The following is an 18113-nucleotide window of genomic DNA, read 5'->3' as shown; positions in this document are numbered from 1 at the left end:
GCTCGAACGTACCTGTGCCGGATCAGGGTCGCTGGTCAGGGCAGGTGCGCCGGCCCGATCATGTGGGTGGCTTCGCCAATTCGATGAGGAATCGGTCGGCCATCTTCACGGCCCGGTCGCCGCCGTCGGCGTCGGCGACGAACACTGCGAACGCCACGTCGCCGGTATAGCCGAAGAACCACCGGTCGTCCCCGGCAGCGGCCGCGATCCCCGCGAGGCCCGGATGCCCCTTCAGAAAGGACGCCGGACCGTTCTGCACGTTGTCGATCATCAGTCCGCGCAGAGCGTCGGTCACATTCGCAGGCAAGGGCTCGGGCGTATCGGTGACGGTCGCGGGCTGACCCTGCACCAGCATGGGCGCGGTTGCCTCACCTCGCGCGATCGAGGCGGCGAGCAGTGCGGCGCCGAGCGGGCTGACGAGTGAATCGTCGTCGCCGTCGCCGGTGAACTGCACTACTCCCGACCGGCCGTGACCGATCTGTGCGGTCTCGAAATCGAAGCCCGGAACCGAGTACTCCACACCGAGGCCGAGGCGACGCGCGGTGTCGGCGAGATCGTTCGTGTCCACCGAACCGGGAGCGACACCGCGGTCGAGTCCGGCCGCCAAGCGCACGGGATCGAGGACGGAGCCCGCCGAGTAGAGGCCCCGGGTGGCCACGGGCCCCAGTTCCATGGCCTGGTTGTTGACGTCTGCGGCAAGGATGCCGCCGGTCGACGGCTGGATCGCGACGAGCGCCGCCGGGGTACCCGCTGTGACGACGGCTTCCTTCGCTGCGAGCTGTACGTGCGAGTCGACCGTGGCGGTCAGATCCGGAGGCGGGGGCCCTTGGGCACCGGCGACCTGGATCGGGCCTTGTTCGGGGTCTTCGAGCGTCACGGCCCATCCGGCGGTGCGGTCGCGTTCGAGCTGCCACGCCGAGCGGAGCGAATCGAGCAGCGGCGTCGAGACCCGCCGATCGGAGCTGATCAGCGTGGGTGTCTTGATGACCTCGACACCGGGGACGGCGACGATGTCATCTTCGAGGAACTGGTAGTCCTGGTCGCGGAGTTTGACCGCGGTGATCCTGGCTCCTGGATCGGAGGCGAGCCGTTCCTGCATGAGTTCGGAGGTGATGACGGGCGCCACCGGAGCGAGGACCTCGGCGAGCCGTGTCGTGCTGGCTACCTGGTCGGGCATGAACGCGGGGTTGAGAACGACCGCATTGATGGTCTGCTCCTCCATCAGAGGTTTGCCCGTGCGGTCGAAGATCTTGGGTGGGGCGGCGTCCGTGCGCACGTGGTGGACGGTGCGGCCTGCGAGGTCGGGCGCGACCACGTTGGGGCTCCACGACACCCGCCAGCCCACGGCCAGCTTCCGGACGGAGCCGTCGACCTGGTAGCGCCAGTCCTTGTTCTCTCCGAAGCTCCAGTCTGCGGTGAGTGTGAAGTACCCGGAATCCTCGTTGAGCTCGACGAATTGGGTGACGTCGTAATCGACGCTGCCGTCGGACAGTCCGTCGAACACCTGCGCCAGCACGGGCTCGGCGGCGTTCGGGTACGAGGTGAGTTCGGCGGCGACGTCCGGTTCACGGTCGTTGAGTGCCTCGACGAAATCGTCGACCAGGATTGCGGCGTCGCTGCGCGGGTCGTTGAATACGAACGTGTTCAAACCCACTGCCGCGGCCACGGCCACGGCGGCACCGAGGGCGACAGTGCGAACGCCGCGCCGGCGCTGCCACTCTCGAAATCCCATACATTCCAACCTTTACTCCAGCAACATCGGCCACAAGCACGAGTTGTCTACGATGCCGTCACGATTGCGCTACATCCGAGAAGGTCACCCCCTCAGCCACTGTCCGGCCGTCTCCACAGCCGGAGCCGAACCGTCCGCCCCTGCGATGAATACTGCGAACGCCAGATTATCTTGCGCGCCGATGAACCAGCCGTGTGCCCCGCCCGCGGTACCTGCTGCCCCACTGCTGCCACCGTACTCTGCGGTTCCGGTCTTCCCGATGAGTTGGGAAAAGTCGCTCAGCATGCTCGCTGTACCGTCGGTTACAGTCTCGCGCATCATTGTTCGCAATGCTGCGGTCGTGTCGTCCGGCGCCGGTGCGACCTCCTGGTCGGCGGTTGCCGGTTGCCCTTCGACGATCATCGGCAACGGTGTCGTGCCACCCGCGATCGACGCGGCGACGAGCGCCATCCCGAACGGCGACGCCGTCACCTGCCCCTGCCCGATCGCGCCCTCGACACGTGCAGCCATCGACTCCATCGGCGGGACGTTGCCGGTCACTGTCACGAGTCCGGGCGTGACGTAATCGATGCCGAGTCCGAACTGCAATGCGGCGTCGGTCAGCTCCGTCGGCGGCATGTCCACGGCCAGTCCCGCCATGGTGGTGTTGCACGAGGACGCGAACGCCGTGTGCAGCGGTACCTCGCCCAGTTCGAAGCTCTCGTCGTTGGGGATGGTCCGGTCGCCGATCGTCGCGACCCCGGGGCACGGGAGCACCGTGTCGGGCCCGGCGAGTCCTGCCTGCAGTGCGGCCGACGTCGTCACCGTCTTGAACGTCGACCCCGGTGGATACAGCCCGGTGAGCGCGACCGCGCCTTCCCGATCGGCCGCAGCGTTCTGCGCGACGGTGCGCACCGCGCCGGTGTCGGCGTCGATCCCGACGATCACCGCCGGCTCCTCGCGCGATGCGAGCGCAGCTTCCGCCCGGGTCTGCAGATCCGCATCGATGGTGGTGTACAGGTCGGGGGCCTCGGTGGCGTCCACGCCCGCGATCGATCGTACGGTTCCGTCGGCGGCCACCGACTGCACCGCCCAGCCCGCGGTCGCGGCCTGGTTGTCGTGCCACATCTCGTCGAGGCCGGACCACACGGGTGAGGAGAGACCACGATCGGCGGTGAGCAGTCGCGGCTGCGGCGCGAGCGTCACCCCGGGCAGTGCCGCAAGCTGCTCCTCGATGGGCGCCAGGTCCGTCTCGCGCAGGACCACCGCGGTCACCGGCGCACCCGCCGCCTCCGCGAGGTCGGTGGCGAGGGAATCCGCGGTGATCGTCGGCGCTGCGGTGGCGAGAACCGGCGCCACCGCAGCGGGGTCTGCGGACGAATCGAGGTTGACGAGCGTGACGATCTGCTCACTCATCAGCGGCTGCCCCGCACTGTCGAAGATGGTGGGCGGTGTGCCCGTCGTCGGGGTGTAGCGCAACGACGTGCCCGCGCTCAGCTCCGGCGCGAGCACGGTCGGGTCCCATCGGACCCGCCATCCGTCGTCGTCATCCGACTCTTCGGCGGCATCGTCGATCGCAGAGCCCGTAGTGCGATACGACCAGTCCTTCCCCTCCCCGAAGTTCCACGACACGTCCAGGTCGAACGTGTCGCCGTCGCCGACCCCCGCGAGCGTCACGGTGGGATCGTCGTTCCTCAAACCCTCGAACAGGCCCGAAATCATCTCCTGCGCAGCAGTCGGATCCGTGGTGAGCGCGGCAGCAGACGCTACATCGCCTGCCGCGAGGGCCGCTGCGAACTCCTCGGCCACCGTGTCGGGCTGATCCGGACCCGTCGCGCAACCCGCAGCGCCGAGTGCGACGGCGAGCGCCGTCATGAACGTGCCTGTCCGTCGACCGATATGCATGGTCACGATCATGCCGGAGATCGAAGAACGGTGCGGCTGCCCGAGGCCACGGACCGGTGAACGGTGCGACAACCGACAGAGCATCGATCAACCAGAGCATCGATCAACCGACAGGACATTTATTCGCTTGCACGACCCGCGACACTGCGCTTACCGTAGAACACGACTTTGTTCCCGGCGTTCGGAGAAGGCATTGCTCCTGTAGAGGTTCCCGACCCACCGCACGATGCGTGCGGGCCGTCTCTCACCTCCAGGAGTCCGTATGTCTGTACCCATTTCTGCATCCAGCAGTGTCACGCTGTCCGCTCTCATGTACGAGCATCCCGACGGCACCCGCGTCTTCGACGGTCTCGACGCGACGTTCACCGTCGGCCGCACCGGGCTCGTCGGACGCAACGGAAGCGGTAAAAGCACACTGCTACAAATCATCTCAGGTGAGTTGTCGCCGGCGCGCGGGTCGGTGACGGCATCCGGCAGCGTCGCGTACCTGCCGCAGGACATCACCCTCGATCCCACCGTGTCGGTCGCCACCGTCCTCGGAATCGATACCGCACGAACAGCGTTGCGAAGAATCGAATCCGGAGACGGCACGGCCGACGACTTCGACGCCGTCGGCGACCGCTGGGATGTCGAGGAGCGCGCACTCGCGACCGTGCATCGGCTCGGACTCGATCGAATCCTGCACGACGAAAACGATTTCGACCGCACCGTGGGAACGCTCTCCGGCGGGGAGACCGTTCTCCTCGGTCTCACCGCACGCCTGCTCGCCGAACCCGCGGTGCTGTTGCTCGACGAACCGACCAACAATCTCGACCCGGCCGGTCGCGGACGCCTGCACGATGCCCTCGACCGCTTCCCTGGCACCGTGATCGTCGCCGGCCACGACCGCGAACTGCTCGAGAGGATGGAGTCGATCGCCGAACTGCGCGACGGAAGTCTCCGGATGTTCGGGGGCGGTTTCAGCGACTACGAGCAGATCGTCGAAGCCGAACAGGAGGCGGCACAGGCCGCGGTACGGGACGCGCGCAGCGACGTGCACAGGCAGGCCCGCGAACTCGCTGCCGCGCAGATCACACTCGATCGGCGAGCGCGCTACGGCAAGAAGATGTTCGAGAACAAGCGTGAGCCGAAGATCATCATGGGCATGCGTAAACGGCAGGCGCAGGAGTCCGCAGGCCGGTATCGCCGCGAACACGAGGGCAACCTCGAATCCGCCCGCGCCCAGCTCGACCGAGCGCAGGATGCCGTGCGAAACGACCGCGAGATTCGTGTGGACCTGCCCGGCACTTCGGTCCATTCCGGTCGCCGGGTCGCCGACGGGCCACTCGAGATCGTCGGGCCCGAACGCATCGCGGTGCGCGGGCCCAACGGGTCGGGCAAGACGACGCTGCTGGGCCGGATCGCGGTGGCCGGACCGCTGGTGCCGTACGCGCTACTCCCCCAGCGCCTCGACATCTTCGACGACACGAAATCGGTGGTGGCGAACGCTGAAATGCGCGCGCCGCACCTCCCCCCTCAGGAGGTGCGGGCACGCTTGGCGCGCTTCCTGTTTCGAGGGTCCGACGCCGACGTACCCGTCGGAGTCCTCTCGGGAGGCGAACGCCTCCGCGCGGCGCTGGCCATCATCCTCGCTGCCGATCCTGCTCCGCAGTTGCTGATCCTCGACGAACCGACCAACAACCTGGATCTGCCGAGCCTCGCACACCTGACCCAGGCGTTGCAGGCGTTCGAAGGTGCCCTCGTGGTGGTCTCGCACGACGAGCGGTTCCTCGACGAGATCGGGGTGACACGGTCGGTTGTGCAGTCGATGCCGCCGAGGGACACCGGCGCTCCGGACGCGTGCGCGAGACCGGGCTCGTGCACGGCCGGATCAGACGGGTAGAGGCTGCGCTGCCGACGACATGATCGACCCCACCAGAGCGCTGATCATCCGCTTCATCACTTCGATTGCATCCGGCACCGACAGCCCCACGACGTCGCGCAGCGAGACCCAAGTAGGCCACGTCGACGCGATGGCGATCGCCTGCACGACCTGAACACGTGCCGTGTCGTCGGATCGGGTGAACTCTCGTGCGAAGAGCATTCGCACTTCGATCTCCGCTCGCTCGAGATAGCGATGACGGTCGCGTCGCAGTTCCTCCGAGAACGGCGCCCGAATCTCCGACGACCGCGAGAAAGGTGCGATGTACTCGAGCGCCTCGGCACGCTGACGGCAGTACCGGTCGATGCGTTCCGCGAGCGGCAGATTCGGATCCACCGGTTCGTGCGCATCGTCCTGACGACGCATCAATTCGGCCCCCGTTGCCGAGAAGAGCGTCTCGAGGTCACCGAAGTGCCCCCACAATGAGCGCAGTGATACTCGTGCCCGTTCGGCGATCTGCGCGCCGGTCGGCTTGAGCTCACCGTCGCGGATCAACGCGATATGTGCGTCGATGACCGCTTGGCGCGTGCGTTCGGCGCGTGCCGACCGGCCGTCGATGCTGATCGGTGCGGTCGGCCTGTCGTCGAACCGGATTCTCGGCCGGTCTCGCGGCCCGTTCTCTCCCCCGTGCATCGTGATCCTCCCCGATACTTGTGCACATCAATTTATGGTTATCACCAGTTACAGGTAAAATGCCTCCTGTACCTCGGTCACATGCCAAGATATGCGAAGACACCGGGCAATTACCACTACCCGGTTTCTTTCGGCGCGGTTCTCGCATTACCGAGCGAACCGACGAACTGCGGGAATTCACCCCAAAACAGTCATTTCGGTCAGTCGGCCAGCAGCCCCTTCGCAATATGGGTCACCTGAATCTCGTTGCTCCCCGCGTAGATCATCAGTGACTTCGCGTCGCGCGCGAGTTGCTCGACACGATATTCGGCCATGTAACCGTTACCGCCGAAGAGCTGCACCGCTTCCATCGCAACCTCGGTCGCAGCGCGCGACGAATACAGTTTCATCGCCGACGCCTCCGACAGGCTCACCGGCTTGCCCGCTTGCGCCCGCTCGATCGCGCTGAACACCATGTTCCGCACGTTGACCCGCGCGATCTCCATCTCGGCGAGCTTGAGCTGGATGAGCTGGAACTGCGCGATCGCGGTACCCCACAACTTGCGCGACTTCGCATACTCGGTGCACAACGACAGGCACTGCTCGATGATGCCTAGCGACAGATAGGCGATGCCGATGCGCTCGGCCGCGAACGATTCCTTCGCACTGCTCTTACCGTCGCTCTTCCCGCCGTCCTCGGTCTCCCCGAGCAGACGATCACGAGTGATGCGCACATTGTCGAAGAACAACTCGCCGGTGGGCGAGGAATTCATGCCCATCTTCTTGAACGGCAAGCCCTGGGTGAGGCCCTCCATGCCCTTGTCCAGCACGAACGCGAGAACTTTGCGGTCGCGTCGATCGATCGTCGTGTCACCGTCGTCGAGCTTGGCGTAGACGATGATGACGTCGGCGTACGGACCATTGGTGATGAAGGTCTTCTGTCCGTTGAGGATGTAGTCGTCGCCGTCGCGGCGCACGGTGGTCTTCATGCCGCCGAATGCATCGGAACCGGAATCCGGCTCGGTGATGGCCCAGGCGCCGACCTTGTCGAAGGTCACCAGTTCGGGCAGCCAGCGCTTCTTCTGAGCGAGCGTGCCGCGACCACGGATCGTGCCTGCGGTGAGCCCCAGGCTCACACCCATCGATGCGACGAGGCCCAGGCTCACGCCCGCGATTTCGATGTTGAGCAGTGCCGCCATGCCCGGCGACCCGCCCATTCCCCCTGAGCCACCGGACGTGCTCTCGCCCTTCTCCTCTTTCTCGAGGGCCCGTTCGAGGGACTCGCGTGCCATCTCGTCGATCCCGAATGCGGCAAACATCTTGCGGATGATGTCGAACGGCGGGAGCTCACCGGACTCGAGCTCATCGACGTGGGGGCGGATTTCCTTCTCGATGAATCCGCGCAGCGCGTCGCGGAACATGAGGTCTGTGTCGGACCACTCGTACATGAAAGAAAATATAGAACATGTTCCTGTTTGTGTATACGGTCGACACGGAACCGACCCGGTGAAAGCCGCTCGAGAATCTGCCTACCGGCGCTAGCCTTGCGCCCACGAACGTGAGATGGGGGCACTGTGACCGTGGACGTACTCGCCATGCACATGAGCGACGGACTTATCACCCCGCGTGCATCGGCACTGTTCTACGTGGTGGCCGCGATAGGTGTCGCGCTCGCCGCATGGCGCGCACGGACCGAGCTGACCGAGAAATCCGCCGCGACCGCGGCACTCGTGACCGCACTCGTCTTCGCAATGCAGATGATCGACGTACCGGTCCTGCCCGGAGTGAGCAGCCATGTCCTCGGCGGCGCAGTGGCGGCACTGCTCCTCGGCCCCTTCACTGCCGCCCTGTGCCTGACGTTCGTGCTCACTGTCCAGGCGTTCCTGTTCGCCGACGGTGGCCTCACCACGCTCGGGGCGAACACCACCGTCATGGCTCTCGTAGGAGTCGCGGGCGGCTACGGGACCGCCGTCGCTCTTCGCGCATACCTTGCCTCTCGCGACACCGCCCACCGCGACACGTGGTCGCCCACCGCCGGCACCTTCACCGTCGCATTTGCCGCGGGGTGCGCTTCGGTGTTCACGGCGGTCACCGGATTCGTGGTCGTGTACGCGATCTCCGGCGCTGCGCACATGCCGCTGTCCACGCTCGCGTACCTGTACGGCGCCCACGCGCCGGTTGCACTCCTCGAAGGTCTCGTCACCGGGGCGGTCGTGGTCGCCGCAACGGGCGCGTCGCACACCCGCCTCGTGACCGCGCTCGGTGTCGCCGCATTCGGCGTCGCGGGCATCCTGTCCACCTTCGCCGTGTCGACCTTCACCGCCGACACCCCCGACGCGCTCGAAGCCGCAACGCTGCGGGGGTGCGACACCACACAGACTTCACCGACCGGGAACTGCATGGCCCGCGGCGTTCGGGAGCATCGCCTCGCGGGCAGTGCCCTGGCCGACTACAGGGTCGGGGGTCAGGAGGGTTCGACCGGAGCCGCTGGCGCGATCGGAGTACTCGCGACTATTGCAGTCGCAGGCACGGGGTTCCGTGCGCTCACACGTCGGCGCGAGTCCGTCGCGCACTTCGAGCTGCCTCGATGAGCGCCTGCGCGAGGTCGCGACCACGACGGATCGGCTCGGTCGAGTGTTCGAACTTCGAACCGGCGAGCGCCCCGTCGTAGATCAACCGCACGCGCTCGGCCGTGGGGTTCGAGTCTGCGGCACCCGCCCGGTCGAGTAGTTCCACGACGGTGTCGAGGAGCCACGCGCGATGCGCAAGAACCGGCTCGATCCGCTCTTCCGGAAACTCCGTGGCGGCATTCGCGTACTGGCATCCCCGGAAGTTCTTGCCGGGTGCCGAGGCGAATGCGAGATCGAAGAAGGTCAGAATCCGCTGCACCGGGTCGTCGATATCCGAGACCGCGTCGTTCCACCGGGCGCGATCGCGGTGGTCGAGGCGATCGAGATAAGCGTGGACGAGTCCGTCCTTCGAACCGTAGGACGAGTACAGGCTCGCGCGGGCGACGCCCGACTCTGCGAGGATCCTGTCGACACCCACCGCACGGATACCGAACTCGGCGAACAGCGCGCTGGCCGTGTCCAGGAGTCGTTCCGCGGGCGGTCGCTTGGCGGGAGTTTCGACTGTGGTGCGCACGCAGAAAAGACTAACGGATCGGCGCGATAGACAGATCGTTCTATCCAGATGAATCGTGGCTTCTGTGACACGCTGTCTTCTGACCCGTCGCCTGCACGTGGATCTCGTGCGGGTGGCCGGTGCTGCGTGTTGTCGTTTCCCGCGCTGACCGGCCCATATCTCGCCTCGCCCGTCGCCTCCTGACGTACGCCTGCGCTCACCCCTGCCGTCAGCATGCCCACCCAGCTCTACCCGGAAGGTGACCCCATGTCGCTGTATCTCTACGAACTCGTACCCACCGAAGGCCAGGCCGAGGCCGCCATCAAGGCATTCGACGACGCAGTCGTCGCCGGCGGCGGCGAACTGATCGAGTCGCAGGTAACAGCAGGCGGCACGCGCATCTTCGCGGTCGCCGAGTTCAACGCGTGCCGCGCAGCACAGCTCGAGGCAACCACCCTCGACGTCGCAGAAATCGTGGGTCCCAACGAGGTTCGTCTCGTCGGCGCCGAGCTCGACCAGATCAAGGCCGCGCGCCCCGTTGCCGGCTACCTCGTCGAGTGGGACATCCCCGATACCATCGACATGGAGACCTACCTCGCGCGCAAGAAGGCCAACTCGCCGAAGTACGCGAACGTCCCCGAGGTCAGCTTCCTTCGTACCTACGTCCGCGAGGACATGGACAAGTGCCTGTGCTTCTACAACGCTCCCGACGAGGACGCCGTTGTTCGCGCTCGCGAAGCCGTCAGCACCCCGATCAACCGCATCCACTCCCTCGAAGGATAAGTAACCCGATGACCGCGGCCACCCAGAAACCGAACGAGCAGCTCGACACGATCGCCGAATTCGTACGCGACCGTGCCGCCGCTCTCGATCGCGGCGAGACCGACATCCGCACCGACCTCGCGCGCATCGGCGAGCTCGGCCTGCTCGAGAACGGCCTGGGCGGAAAGTGTCTCGACCACATGGTCGCGGTCATCGACGGGATCGCCGCCGAATCCCTCACCGTCGGGTTCTCGCTGTGGGCTCAGCGGATGACACTCGAGTACCTCGATCGCGCGCCGGAACACCTGCGCGCGAAGTACTGTGACGAGCTCGCATCGGGCCGACTCGTGGGCGTCACTGCCATGGCTGCTGCGCTCAAGTACCTCGCAGGGCTCGGCGAACTTCCCCTGCTCGCGGAGCGTACCGACGATGGACTCACCATCTCCGGTCCGATCCACTGGGCTTCCAACGTCTTTCCGGAATCACTGATCGTGTTTCCTGCCCGTACCACCGATGGCGGCCACGTGATCGCCGCGGTACACGCCGATGCAGCGGGCATCCGCATCAACTCATCACCCGAACTGCTCGCGCTGGGCGCCACCTCGTCGACGTCACTGACATTCGAGAACGTCCGAATCCCGGCGTCCGACATCATCTCCGAAGATCTCGCCGAGTTCTGCGGCGCCATCCGCCCCACCTTCCTGCTGCTGCAGACCTCGTTCTGTCTCGGCATCGCCCGCGCATCACTGTCGGAAGCATCGTCACGCCTCCACGGTCTCGGTGAGCAATTCGTCGACGAATACGAGCTTCTCGCACAACAAGGCGAATCACTTCGAGAGCGCCTGTACCGATTCGCCACCGACCCGTCCGCGGTGTCCGGAGCCGATCTGGTCCGTCTGCGCCTCGACGGCTCGGTCGTCGCAGTGGCCGCGACACGTCTCGAAGCGACGCTGCGCGGCGGCGCCGGATACGCGTCCGCGAGCGCAACGAACAGACGCTTCCGTGAGGCAGCGTTCCTCCCCATCCAATCTCCCTCGGAAGGACAGTTGCGATGGGAACTCTCGAAGTTCGAGTAGCGGGCGCCTACAAAAGTTTCGCCGGTCGGCGCGAACCCGTCCTCCGAGGACTCGACCTCGACGTCCCCACCGGCGAGTTCCTCGTGCTACTCGGCAGCAGCGGAAGCGGAAAGTCGACACTCCTGCGAATCATTGCGGGTCTCGATCACCTCGATCGTGGAGAGATCGACTGGCCCAGCACCGACGGCGACACCCGCCCGAACACGGGTATGGTGTTCCAGCAGCCGTACCTCATGCCGTGGCTGACCGTTCGCGAGAACATCTCTCTCGGTGGACGTTTCAAGAATCACCGCGAGCAGTTCGACATCGCATACGCCGACGAACTACTCACCCGGTTCGGATTGTCCGGCCTCGCCGGCTACTACCCCGATCAGTTGTCGGGTGGGCAGGCGCAGCGCATTGCCGTGATCCGCGCGGTCGCGGTGCGTCCGCGCCTGCTGCTGCTCGACGAACCATTCAGCGCGCTCGACCCCGCGACACGCGCCGATCTGCAGTCGTGGCTCAGCGACCTCGCCCGAGACCTCGCCTTCACGACGGTGCTGGTCACACACGACATCGACGAAGCACTTCGTCTCGCCGACCGGATCGCATTGTTCGGCCGAGGAGGCACGGTGCAGCAGCAGTGGCGCATCGCCGACGTCAACCAGGAGGAACGGGCACCGTTGCGCACGGAAATCCTCGAACATTACCGCGATTCGTCGCTGACTCCGTCATGAACAGGAAATCGTGAGCGGAAACCTGACGCGGCGAACCCTGATGCAGGGTGCGCTCGGACTCGCTGCTGCCGGTGGTGTACTCGGCGCAGCCGATCTGGTGCGCACCGCTGCAACCGACCGCACCAACACCACAGGGCAACTCCGCATCGGCTACCTGCCGATCACCGACGCCGCGCCGCTGCTCGTCGCGCACGGCGCCGGCCTGTATCCGAACGGCATCGTCGACAGTGCGAAACCGGTGCTGTTCCGCAGCTGGGCGTCGCTCGCGGAGGCATTCGTCAGCAGGCAGGTGGATGTCGTGCATCTGCTGATGCCGCTCGCCGTCCAATTGCGGTACAGCCTGGCAGGTTCCGCGCGCGTTCTCGGATGGAACCACACCAACGGGTCCGCGTTGACCGTCGCACCGCACATCACCGACCTCGGACAGCTTGCGGGCGAGACCATCGCTATCCCGTTCTGGTGGTCGATCCACAACATCGTGGTTCAGCAGTTGCTGCGTGAACACGGACTGACGCCGGTGGTCCGACAGGCTCCGTCGAAATCCGCGCGCACCGTCGGCCTCGTCGTCATGGGTCCGTCCGACATGATCCCGGCATTGGCGAACGGCTCGATCGCGGGATTCACCGTCGCCGACCCGTTCAACGCCGCCGCCGAACTCCGCAAGGTGGGCCGGATCCACCGCTTCCTGGGCGATCTGTGGCGCGACCATGCGTGCTGCGCGTTCCTCGTCCACGAGGATGTCATCGAACAGAATCCCGCGGCAGTGCAGTCCCTCACCGATTCGGTGGTGTCCGCCCAGTTGCAGATCGGGTCGGATCGTCCGGCCGCCGCAGCAATGCTCTCCGAGCGGTATCTGCCGCAGCCGCTTCCCGCGATCACGACGGCCCTGACCTATCCGGGACGCGAAGCCGGAACCCGGCATCCGCAGTGGGCGCCACAGCGGATCGGCTACCAGCCCTTCCCGTTTCCCAGCTTCACCGCGGCGCTCGTCGAGTCGATGCACGGCACGGTCGTCGACGGCAACACCGATTTCCTGTCGCGGATCGACCCGTCGACCGTGCACCACGACCTCGTCGACGACCGGTTCGTCCGCACGTCGCTGACCCGAATTTCCGGCACCGACGCATTCGGGCTACCCGCAGATCTCACCCGCATCGAGGAGGTCGACCCCACGTGAGCACCCCGCCCCGGTCCGCCCGGAGTGTTCCGCTCCTGCCGCAGACCATCGCGATCGTCATCGCCGTGGCCCTGTGGTGGCTGGTCACCACCGTCGTCGCCGGACCCGATTCGCTCGTGCGCGAATTCGCACCACAGTATGTGGGGCCCGCGATCGTGGATCTGTTCGCCCGCGGAGTACTGCTACCCGACATGCTCGCAAGCCTGTGGCGGCTTCTCGTCGGCCTGCTGATCGCCGCAACATTCGGCATTCCGCTCGGACTGCTGATCGGACTCAACCCGGTCGTCGAGAAGGCGACCATGCCGGTCATGCAGTTCCTGCGGATGATCTCGCCACTGTCGTGGGCTCCGATCGCGGTGGCGCTGTTCGGAATCGGGCACCAGCCGGTGTTCTTCCTCATCGCAGCCGCTGCAATCTGGCCGATCGTCATCAACACCGCCGCCGGTGTGCACGCCATCGACCCCGGACACCTCATGGTGGCCCGGTCCTTCGGCGCGACACGTATCGAACTGCTCACGACGGTGGTGCTGCCCTCGATCCGCTCCCAGGTGCAGACCGGCCTGCGGGTGGGGCTCGGAATCGCGTGGGTCGTGCTCGTCCCCGCCGAAATGCTGGGTGTGCGTTCGGGGCTCGGCTATCAGATCCTCAACGCACGCGATCAGCTCGCCTACGACCAGGTGATGGCCGTGATCGTCGTGATCGGCTTCCTCGGATTCTGGCTCGACTGGGCTGCGCGGCACCTGCTTCGCGAGCGTCGGACACCGATTCGTATGGAGGACGCCGACGCTCACCAGCCGGTGTGAGGACCTACTTCGGCATCAGGACGAACACCGGAATCTCGCGTTCGATCCGTTCGGCGTACAGATCGTAGTTCGGCCACGTCGCCACCAGCACACGCCACATCTCATCCCGTTCGGCACCTTCGGCGACCCGCACCGACACTGCGCTGCCGGTTCCGCGGTAACGCACCGACGCCTCGTTCGCCGCGCTCAGGTTGTGCACCCACGCGGGAGGTGCAGGATTGCCCCAATTGGATCCCGCGACCAGCCAGCCGCCATCGTGTGGCACGCACAGCAGCGGGGTCGTGCGCAGCACGCCGGTCTTCCGTCCGGCGACAGTCAGCATCAACTCCGGTAGTCCCGTCGCCGTCAGGAGCGTGAATCGTCCGCGCGTCAGTTTCTGTATCGCACGATCCACACCGACGATGACGCGGGCGTAGCGCGGCAACCACGGCTGAGCACCCAGGTGGACGGCCACCCGGCGAAGCGGATTCACAGGGTCAGCGACCCCAGCCGGCGAGTACGGTGCGGATCGCAGCGACCAGTGCCAGCGGCTGATCGAACATCGGGTGGTGCCCGGCGGCCGGCAGTTCCACCATCGCCGCATCGGGTCCGAGCTGCTCGCGAATCTGCGACAGGAGCGGTTCGCGGATGATGCCGTGTTCGCATCGGTAATACGTGAGGGGGCAGCCCTGATGCAACACCTCGAGGCTACGGCGAGCCTCCCTGCCCATGCGTAGGTTGTCGAACTTCCAGGACCAGCCACCGTCGACCTCTTTGAGCGACGTACGGGCGATGTGGTCGAACACGTACGGTTCGGCCTGCTCCTGGGGCGGTACGAGCCGGAATCGCGCTACTGCGGCATCGACGGACGGGTACACCTTCGGCGGACCGCTGTTCGCGACCGTCTTGGCACGCATCTCGAGCTCTTCCGGCGTTATGTCCCGGATCGGTGAGTCGAGAATGACGACACCGGCCAGCCGATCGCCGTGCAGTGCGGACGTCACGAACGAGACGATTCCGCCCATGCTGTGACCGACCAGCACGGGCGGGCCCGAAATGCCGCCGTGCTCGGCCGCACCGAGGACCTCATCCGCCCAATATTCGAGGCTGTACTGCTCACGGTGGTCACTGTCGCCGTGTCCGCTCATGTCGAGCGCGACCACGCGGCGACCGGCCGCCAGCTGCGGTCCGATGTGGTCCCACCAGTGCGAATGCGCCATACCACCGTGGACGAGGACTACACCGGGTGTGCCCGCTTCACCCCACGCACGGTAGGAGATCGTCGCACCCGACACCGTGTACTTGCCGGTCTCGACGGGCGCAGCAAGCGCGTCGACGAACCACTGCGGAGCAGAACCGTTCTCATTGCTCATTACTCGAACTTATGCGAAGTGTGACTCCCACCAACAATTGGGCCAGAAATTCGACCCGCGGGTCCTCCTGTTCGGGTTGCGCATGCACGGTCGCGACGAGTGCTTCACCGTCGAACAGATGGACGAGCGAGAACAGAATCATGTCGAACTCGGCGGGTTCGAAACGCTCTGCGATAGGCAGCGAGCGAGCGAACTCGGCGATCGCGGCGTGGTAGCGCGCAGCCATGGGTGCGAGGTGTTCACGCAGCCGCATGTCGGTTCGAGCGGCACCGAGCAGTTCGTACCACGCCGCGTTGATCGGTGCCCTCGTGGCCTTTCGGAGCAAGATCAGACACGCACGCACGGTCTCGATGCCTACCGGGTCGGCGCCGGTGTCTCCGAGCAACCCGAGCCCGGCCCGGAAGTTCACGAGCTGCCGGCTCCTGACCTCGTCGGCAGCCGCAACGATCACATCCAGCCGTGTGGGGAAATGCCGGAACACTCCGCCCGACGACACCCCGGACCGCGAACAGATCTCACCGATCGTGGTGGAGGCATATCCCAGTTCGGCAAGGGAGGTGATGGTTGCGTCGAGAATCCGTCCGATGGTTTCCTCGCGTCGCTGCTTCTGGGTGCGACGAGTGGGGGCCGGGATCGTCACGACGGGTGGGCCACCGGCGTTGCTCGCGCCGGCGCCGGGCTTCGCTCCTCGACACCCGCGCGCAGGAACCGTCCGGTCCCGACGCTGGTCCCGTAGCCGGGCACGAAGTTGCCCTCCCGGAACACCACCTTCCCTGCCACGGCGGTCGCGCTGACAGCCGCGTCGTTGCGGTTGACCATCCGGCTCAGACCACCGAATTCGGCCATCGTCGCTTCGTGATACGCGTCCACATCGCCGTTGAGTCCGTTCGGGTCGATCACCACGAAGTCGGCGCGGTCACCTACTCTCAGGTGCCCCGCGTCGATCCCGTAGAAATCGCCGAGTTCGCCTGTGAGCTTGTGGACCACTTCTCCGAGGGGCATCACGGGGGTGCCCCGCTTCTCGTTGTCGTGGATGCGGCGCAGCAGGCAGATTCCGAAGTTGTAGAAGGCCATGTTGCGCAGGTGCGCACCCGCGTCCGAGAATCCGACGGTGACACCCGGGGTCCGGATCAACCGGTTCGCGACCTTCTCGCGGTCGTTGGCGATCACTGTGTGCCACCGGAACTTCCGTCCGTGTTCGACGACCAGGTCGAGGAAGGTGTCGACGGGGTGGAGTTTCCTGCTGCGGGCGACGTCGCCGATGGAACAGCCTACGAGCGACTCGTCGGGACATTCGGTGATACGGGTGTCGTCGAAGTCGCGGTGCCACACGCGCGGTGAGAACTTCTTCTCGAAGTCCTGGCGGAACCACCGCCGGTAGGCCTCGTCCTTCAACAGATCATTGCGGCCGAGTTCTTCTTTCAGATGTAGCGCAGCACGACCCGAGCCGAACTCTTCGAACACCACGAGATCGATGCCGTCGGAGTGCACTTCGAATGTGGTGGGCAGGTGCTGCCAGCGGAATATGCCCTTGCCGAGCCGATTGGCGACATAAGCGATCGGGCCGAAGATCCGGTTGACCCACCGCTCGGCCTTGGTATCGGCGGCGGCCAGCACCGACGCCTTCATCGGACGCCGTCCGAGGCCGGTACTCGCGAGAGCGAAGAAGGCAACGTCGTATTTGGTGTTGAGGTTCGGGACTGCCTGGAGTACGCGTCCACGGCGGCGCAGAATACGATGCAGGCGGCGGAATTCCGACCACGATGCATGAGTCGACGGCAGCGTGCGGGAACGGTAGCGATCGCCGTCCATCTTGTCCCACGGGTTCGTCATGGTGGAGACGCCGAGGAACCCGGCGTCGAGTGCCTCGTTCACCTTGTCGTCGATCGCCGTGAGCTCGGAGCGGGTCGGCCTTCCTGCGGCCTCGGTGGATCGCCCGAGCCCCATCACCGACGCACGCACATCCGAATGACCTATAAAGGCAGTCACATTGGGCCCCAGGGGCATGCGGTCGAGGGCCTCGACATACTCACGCGGCGAAGTCCACGTTTTCGTGGATTCCAGTGCGCGCAGCACATGATCGCGGGGCAGCGCCTCTACGCGACTGAACAGGTCTGCACCGTCGAGTGCGTTGACATAGACGGTCGACAGCGAGCAGTTACCCATGAGCACGGTGGTGACCCCGTGTCGCACGGACTCCGGCAATCCCGGCCCGACAAGCACTTCCGCGTCGTAATGGGTGTGGGTGTCGACGAAGCCCGGCATCACCCACTTGCCGTGCGCGTCGATGACGTCGGTGCCGGGCCCGACGGGCAACTCGTCGGTGGTTGCGGTCGCGACAACACCGTCGCGAATACCGAGATTTCGCACGGTACCGGGAGAGCCTGTTCCGTCGAACCAGAGTCCGCCGCGCACGACGACGTCGTATACATCGCCGCCGCCTTCATGTTTGTGATCCACACCACTGGTCATCCCGAGAGCGTAGGCCCAAATAGAGGATGAACACTCTCGAAGTTTATTCCGTTACCGAATCGTTACTCGAACATCCATTCGAGCACAATTTGCTGGGGAACATGAGTTCGAATGGGGATGGGTTCGAGCAGGCCAGCGACACCGTCGCGGCACTCCATGTCCTCACCACCCTGGACCTCACGACGCTGGATCTCACCACCCTGCCCGACGCCGACATCGCACGCCTCCTTCAGACGGCAGAAACGGCACGCCGCAAACTCGACGGTCTCGGCAATCGGCTCATCGGCGAAATGCAGGACCGCGGCATCCACAACACCTTGACTACTCCCCGCCCTGAAGGACGAGGATTCTCGGACTCACATCCGGGAGTTCCTGTTTCACCGGCGATTGCGGACGGGAGGACCCGTGCCGTCTGACATCGCCTCCGCAGGCGTTTCGTGTCTCCGCCAGCCCGGCGGCGACGAGGATGTTCTTCGCGGCATT

Annotated in this window: 18 protein-coding genes; 9 read left to right on the top strand and 9 right to left on the bottom strand. The window is 65.6% G+C overall.

The window, feature by feature from the left end:
* Nucleotides 1-58 precede the first annotated feature (58 nt).
* Both ACFWB0_RS21280 and ACFWB0_RS21275 read right to left on the bottom strand, forming a co-directional pair.
* Complete coding sequence (locus tag ACFWB0_RS21280; RefSeq protein ID WP_378492417.1) at nt 59-1732, bottom strand: NTF2-like N-terminal transpeptidase domain-containing protein; 1674 nt, start codon at nt 1730-1732, stop codon at nt 59-61.
* An 84-nt stretch (nt 1733-1816) separates the two neighbouring features.
* Entirely contained in the window at nt 1817-3628 is a 1812-nt protein-coding gene (locus ACFWB0_RS21275; RefSeq protein WP_378492416.1) for a penicillin-binding transpeptidase domain-containing protein, read from the bottom strand.
* A 250-nt stretch (nt 3629-3878) separates the two neighbouring features.
* On the opposite strand from ACFWB0_RS21275, the gene ACFWB0_RS21270 reads away from it, so the two are divergent.
* Nucleotides 3879-5498, top strand: coding sequence for an ABC-F family ATP-binding cassette domain-containing protein (locus ACFWB0_RS21270; RefSeq protein ID WP_378492415.1), 1620 nt, complete (start codon nt 3879-3881; stop codon nt 5496-5498).
* On the opposite strand, the gene ACFWB0_RS21265 is transcribed toward ACFWB0_RS21270, so the two are convergent.
* Both ACFWB0_RS21265 and ACFWB0_RS21260 read right to left on the bottom strand, forming a co-directional pair.
* Complete coding sequence (locus ACFWB0_RS21265) at nt 5487-6170, bottom strand: TetR/AcrR family transcriptional regulator (RefSeq protein ID WP_378492414.1); 684 nt, start codon at nt 6168-6170, stop codon at nt 5487-5489. The genes ACFWB0_RS21270 and ACFWB0_RS21265 overlap by 12 nt on opposite strands.
* Nucleotides 6171-6370: 200 nt before the next feature.
* On the bottom strand, nt 6371-7597 hold the full coding sequence (locus ACFWB0_RS21260; protein WP_378492413.1) for an acyl-CoA dehydrogenase family protein: 1227 nt from the start codon (nt 7595-7597) through the stop codon (nt 6371-6373).
* Nucleotides 7598-7750: 153 nt separating this feature from the next.
* On the opposite strand from ACFWB0_RS21260, the gene ACFWB0_RS21255 reads away from it, so the two are divergent.
* Entirely contained in the window at nt 7751-8740 is a 990-nt protein-coding gene (locus ACFWB0_RS21255; RefSeq protein ID WP_378492412.1) for an energy-coupling factor ABC transporter permease, read from the top strand.
* Here ACFWB0_RS21255 and ACFWB0_RS21250 read toward each other — a convergent pair.
* The gene (locus ACFWB0_RS21250; RefSeq protein ID WP_378492411.1) at nt 8694-9293 is read right to left on the bottom strand and encodes a TetR/AcrR family transcriptional regulator; all 600 of its coding nucleotides are present in this window, start codon (nt 9291-9293) and stop codon (nt 8694-8696) included. The two genes, ACFWB0_RS21255 and ACFWB0_RS21250, sit on opposite strands and share 47 nt — an antisense overlap.
* Before the next feature lie 55 nt (nt 9294-9348).
* Here ACFWB0_RS21250 and ACFWB0_RS21245 point away from each other — a divergent pair, with 55 nt between their 5' ends.
* The 6 genes from ACFWB0_RS21245 to ACFWB0_RS21220 all read left to right on the top strand — a co-directional run bounded on the left by ACFWB0_RS21245 (nt 9349) and on the right by ACFWB0_RS21220 (nt 13806).
* The gene (locus ACFWB0_RS21245; RefSeq protein ID WP_378492410.1) at nt 9349-9441 is read left to right on the top strand and encodes a putative leader peptide; all 93 of its coding nucleotides are present in this window, start codon (nt 9349-9351) and stop codon (nt 9439-9441) included.
* 98 nt (nt 9442-9539) lie between these two features.
* The gene (locus ACFWB0_RS21240) at nt 9540-10055 is read left to right on the top strand and encodes a DUF4242 domain-containing protein (RefSeq protein WP_378492409.1); all 516 of its coding nucleotides are present in this window, start codon (nt 9540-9542) and stop codon (nt 10053-10055) included.
* Between the two features lie 8 nt (nt 10056-10063).
* Nucleotides 10064-11110 (top strand): acyl-CoA dehydrogenase, encoded by a 1047-nt coding sequence (locus ACFWB0_RS21235; protein ID WP_378492408.1) that lies wholly within the window; start codon nt 10064-10066, stop codon nt 11108-11110.
* Entirely contained in the window at nt 11086-11826 is a 741-nt protein-coding gene (locus tag ACFWB0_RS21230; RefSeq protein ID WP_378492407.1) for an ABC transporter ATP-binding protein, read from the top strand. The genes ACFWB0_RS21235 and ACFWB0_RS21230 overlap by 25 nt, the downstream gene beginning before the upstream one ends.
* Before the next feature lie 10 nt (nt 11827-11836).
* Complete coding sequence (locus tag ACFWB0_RS21225; RefSeq protein WP_378492406.1) at nt 11837-13003, top strand: ABC transporter substrate-binding protein; 1167 nt, start codon at nt 11837-11839, stop codon at nt 13001-13003.
* Complete coding sequence (locus ACFWB0_RS21220) at nt 13000-13806, top strand: ABC transporter permease (protein ID WP_378492405.1); 807 nt, start codon at nt 13000-13002, stop codon at nt 13804-13806. Before ACFWB0_RS21225 ends, ACFWB0_RS21220 begins: the two co-directional genes overlap by 4 nt.
* Nucleotides 13807-13810: 4 nt before the next feature.
* Here ACFWB0_RS21220 and ACFWB0_RS21215 read toward each other — a convergent pair whose 3' ends face one another.
* The 4 genes from ACFWB0_RS21215 to ACFWB0_RS21200 are packed head-to-tail and all read right to left on the bottom strand — an operon-like array spanning nt 13811 to nt 17630.
* On the bottom strand, nt 13811-14260 hold the full coding sequence (locus ACFWB0_RS21215) for a nitroreductase family deazaflavin-dependent oxidoreductase (RefSeq protein ID WP_378492404.1): 450 nt from the start codon (nt 14258-14260) through the stop codon (nt 13811-13813).
* 22 nt (nt 14261-14282) lie between these two features.
* A complete protein-coding gene (locus ACFWB0_RS21210; RefSeq protein WP_378492403.1) occupies nt 14283-15158 on the bottom strand; it encodes an alpha/beta fold hydrolase in 876 nt (291 codons plus the stop codon).
* Nucleotides 15148-15792: a TetR/AcrR family transcriptional regulator gene (locus tag ACFWB0_RS21205; RefSeq protein WP_378492432.1), complete on the bottom strand. Its 645-nt coding sequence runs from the start codon at nt 15790-15792 to the stop codon at nt 15148-15150. Before ACFWB0_RS21205 ends, ACFWB0_RS21210 begins: the two co-directional genes overlap by 11 nt.
* A 2-nt stretch (nt 15793-15794) precedes the next feature.
* A complete protein-coding gene (locus ACFWB0_RS21200) occupies nt 15795-17630 on the bottom strand; it encodes an amidohydrolase family protein (protein WP_378492402.1) in 1836 nt (611 codons plus the stop codon).
* Nucleotides 17631-17731: 101 nt separating this feature from the next.
* Between ACFWB0_RS21200 and ACFWB0_RS21195 the strand changes: the two genes are divergently transcribed.
* Nucleotides 17732-18046, top strand: a complete 315-nt coding sequence (locus ACFWB0_RS21195; protein ID WP_378492401.1) for a hypothetical protein — start codon at nt 17732-17734, stop codon at nt 18044-18046.
* Nucleotides 18047-18113: the final 67 nt, after the last annotated feature.

Origin of the sequence: Rhodococcus sp. NPDC060086, assembly GCF_042730275.1 — a bacterium.
GTDB lineage: Bacteria > Actinomycetota > Actinomycetes > Mycobacteriales > Mycobacteriaceae > Rhodococcus.
The sequence above is the reverse complement of the archived record's forward strand: the minus strand, read 5'-3'. Positions and strand labels throughout refer to the sequence as shown.

Excerpts from the sequence above, each read along its gene's own strand:
- ACFWB0_RS21230 (WP_378492407.1), top strand. The coding sequence starts at position 11,086 with ATGGGAACTCTCGAAGTTCGAGTAGCGGGCGCCTACAAAAGTTTCGCC.
- ACFWB0_RS21210 (WP_378492403.1), bottom strand. The coding sequence starts at position 15,158 with ATGAGCAATGAGAACGGTTCTGCTCCGCAGTGGTTCGTCGACGCGCTT.
- ACFWB0_RS21255 (WP_378492412.1), top strand. The coding sequence starts at position 7,751 with ATGAGCGACGGACTTATCACCCCGCGTGCATCGGCACTGTTCTACGTG.
- ACFWB0_RS21260 (WP_378492413.1), bottom strand. The coding sequence starts at position 7,597 with ATGTACGAGTGGTCCGACACAGACCTCATGTTCCGCGACGCGCTGCGC.
- ACFWB0_RS21280 (WP_378492417.1), bottom strand. The coding sequence starts at position 1,732 with ATGGGATTTCGAGAGTGGCAGCGCCGGCGCGGCGTTCGCACTGTCGCC.
- ACFWB0_RS21235 (WP_378492408.1), top strand. The coding sequence starts at position 10,064 with ATGACCGCGGCCACCCAGAAACCGAACGAGCAGCTCGACACGATCGCC.
- ACFWB0_RS21240 (WP_378492409.1), top strand. The coding sequence starts at position 9,540 with ATGTCGCTGTATCTCTACGAACTCGTACCCACCGAAGGCCAGGCCGAG.
- ACFWB0_RS21270 (WP_378492415.1), top strand. The coding sequence starts at position 3,879 with ATGTCTGTACCCATTTCTGCATCCAGCAGTGTCACGCTGTCCGCTCTC.
- ACFWB0_RS21275 (WP_378492416.1), bottom strand. The coding sequence starts at position 3,628 with ATGATCGTGACCATGCATATCGGTCGACGGACAGGCACGTTCATGACG.
- ACFWB0_RS21200 (WP_378492402.1), bottom strand. The coding sequence starts at position 17,630 with ATGACCAGTGGTGTGGATCACAAACATGAAGGCGGCGGCGATGTATAC.
- ACFWB0_RS21265 (WP_378492414.1), bottom strand. The coding sequence starts at position 6,170 with ATGCACGGGGGAGAGAACGGGCCGCGAGACCGGCCGAGAATCCGGTTC.
- ACFWB0_RS21195 (WP_378492401.1), top strand. The coding sequence starts at position 17,732 with ATGAGTTCGAATGGGGATGGGTTCGAGCAGGCCAGCGACACCGTCGCG.